We start from the raw sequence: 2,410 nt of genomic DNA, 5'->3' as shown, positions 1-2,410 counted from the left end.
GTTTAGTTCTTTTTTTTTTGGGCAGCAGTGGTTCAATTAAAGCCCACTCGCTGTCTGTCAAGCTACTTGAGTATGGCATTTTCTATCCATTATACTCTCTCACAAAGATCCGTTTAGGGGTTCTATACAGTTGTGTAGGGAGGTAAGTCATGGGATATCATTTCCCACTGACATCCAGTCCGTTGTACATAAAATACACCGTTGATCATCTCTGTTAAATCCACTTCAATGGGATGACCAAACCCTTTTGGTTTAGGTAGCAAAGGCTTGAGTATTTCCCACTCTAAATCACTTAGATCACTTGGGTATAGCTGACGTTGAGGCTTAACGAGCGCAGGTATACGGCTGATTAGTCACAATTATATCTAGACTATCATTGATAGTAAAACTATGATTCACTCTTATGTAGCTTTCTTTAGATTTTCTTTATTAATCAGCTCTTATAGAACCCCTAACCGTATCTTTTATTGAAATACAAAGGCTTCAGGAAAGCCGTTTTAAGGAGCCTAACAACTATAAGGGTTCAGGAAACCGAAAAATTATGAAAAATGACTGCCAGAATCATAAAACCTAGATGGGTATTGAACTTGTAACTTCTTAAATAGATACCAAATGGCTTCTATAGATATAGTACTACGCAAATAGGTTAGGGCAATGATAAACACTCAAATGAGTGTCAGGGATTACTTCTAACTTCTAACTTCTGACTTGCGCGTAGCGCTATAACCATCCTTTACTTATTGAAGCCATCTAGCAATATCTTTCGCGTGGTAAGTTAAGATCAAATCGCTAACCAGCACGTTTTAGAACTACGTTATTGACTAAGAAAAAGTTTATGGGATCTTGATCTAAAATTTAATACTCAAATAACAATTCTTTATATTTAGTATGGCCAATTGATCGTAATCACATCACTAATTAGTAAAATTTGATATAATTTAAAATTTTTGACAAACCACTTTCCCAATGCTCAAAAAAATAAAAACTATAAAACAAAATGTTAAATATCACCAAAATAAAAATTTAGTACTAAAATGCAGCAAAAGTTAAAATTTTTGCTACTCAAATTACTTAGGAGTTAATATTATGAATGAATCGGCACCTGTGCCAATAGGAATTGTAGGTGCTTCCGGCTATGGCGGGGTGCAACTTGTCAAGCTGCTTGAGGATCATCCAAAGGCTGAGGTTGTGTACTTGGGGGGTGACAGCAGTGCGGGGAAACCTTTTTCTTCAATCTACCCTCACTTGGAGCATTCTGTAGATTTAATGGTAGAGGCAATAGATTTGGACAAGATATCCAGTAAATGTCAGGTAGTCTTCCTTTCTCTTCCCAATGGTTTAGCTTGGAAGATGGCACCAACTCTGTTGGAAAAGGGATGTAAAGTATTGGACTTATCCGCTGACTATCGATTTTCTAATTTAGAGACTTATCAATCTTGGTATGGTGGAGAACGCACAGATAAACAAATAGTTGCAACTGCTGTCTACGGGTTACCAGAATTGTATCGCGATCGCATTGCCAATGCTCAACTTATAGGTTGCCCTGGTTGCTATGTCACGGCTAGTCTTTTAGCACTTTCCCCACTATTTAAACAGGGTTTGATAGTACCGGAAACTGCAATTATTGATGCGAAGTCAGGGACTTCTGGAGGTGGTCGCAAAGCAGCTATTAATATGTTACTAGCTGAGGCGGATAATTCTATTGGTGCTTATGGAGTAGCTAGTCATCGACATACTCCAGAGATTGAACAAATTTGTGGTAATTTGGCTGGTTATGATGTGAAGGTGCAATTTACTCCTCATCTGATGCCAATGGTGCGGGGAATATTAGCTACAGTTTATGGTACTCTGCGAGACCCTGGGTTAGTGCGAGAAGATTTGCTGACTATTTATAATGCTTTTTATCGTAATTGCCCTTGGGTGAAAGTATTGCCTAGTGGTACTTATCCTCAAACTAAATGGGCTTGTGGCACTAATCTCTGTTATCTTGGTATTGAGGTGGATCACCGTACTGATAGAGTGATTATTATGTCAGCTATTGATAATTTGATTAAAGGTCAAGCTGGTCAGGGTGTTCAGTGTATGAATTTGATGATGGGTTGGGAAGAAACCCTGGGATTACCCCAGTTGAGTTTTTATCCCTAACAGTATAGCGCTACGCACTAGGGAATCGGGAACAGGGAACAGGAAATAGCAAACTGTCAAAGGGTTTTAGGATTGAAAAATGTCTTAACCAGTTCTTGTAGTTCTATATAGAACCCTGATGGTATCTTTTTTTTCAATAATCAGGCGATCGCCAATCTCTTAAGCAGCAGTCTCACAAAACAAAGATTGACCTTGGCTGTGGCATTTTCTAAGGTTCTTTTCCTGCGGAATGCTGCGCAAACAAAATTTTTGGCCAAGCTTTTGC

At 38.6% G+C, this 2,410-nt stretch carries 2 protein-coding genes; one reads left to right on the top strand and one right to left on the bottom strand.

What is annotated here, in order from left to right; translation table 11 throughout:
• Positions 1-122: 122 nt before the first annotated feature.
• Positions 123-341, bottom strand: a complete 219-nt coding sequence (locus tag F6K27_RS32910) for a transposase (RefSeq protein ID WP_287280156.1) — start codon at positions 339-341, stop codon at positions 123-125.
• 745 nt (positions 342-1,086) lie between these two features.
• Here F6K27_RS32910 and argC point away from each other — a divergent pair.
• Complete coding sequence (gene argC, locus F6K27_RS32905) at positions 1,087-2,145, top strand: N-acetyl-gamma-glutamyl-phosphate reductase (protein ID WP_287244561.1); 1,059 nt, start codon at positions 1,087-1,089, stop codon at positions 2,143-2,145.
• The last annotated feature ends 265 nt before the right edge of the window (positions 2,146-2,410 follow it).

The sequence above is a fragment of the Okeania sp. SIO2F5 genome (genome assembly GCF_010692685.1).
GTDB lineage: Bacteria > Cyanobacteriota > Cyanobacteriia > Cyanobacteriales > Microcoleaceae > Okeania > Okeania hirsuta.
Note: the sequence above shows the minus strand (reverse complement) of the source record. Positions and strands in the feature narration are given on the sequence as shown.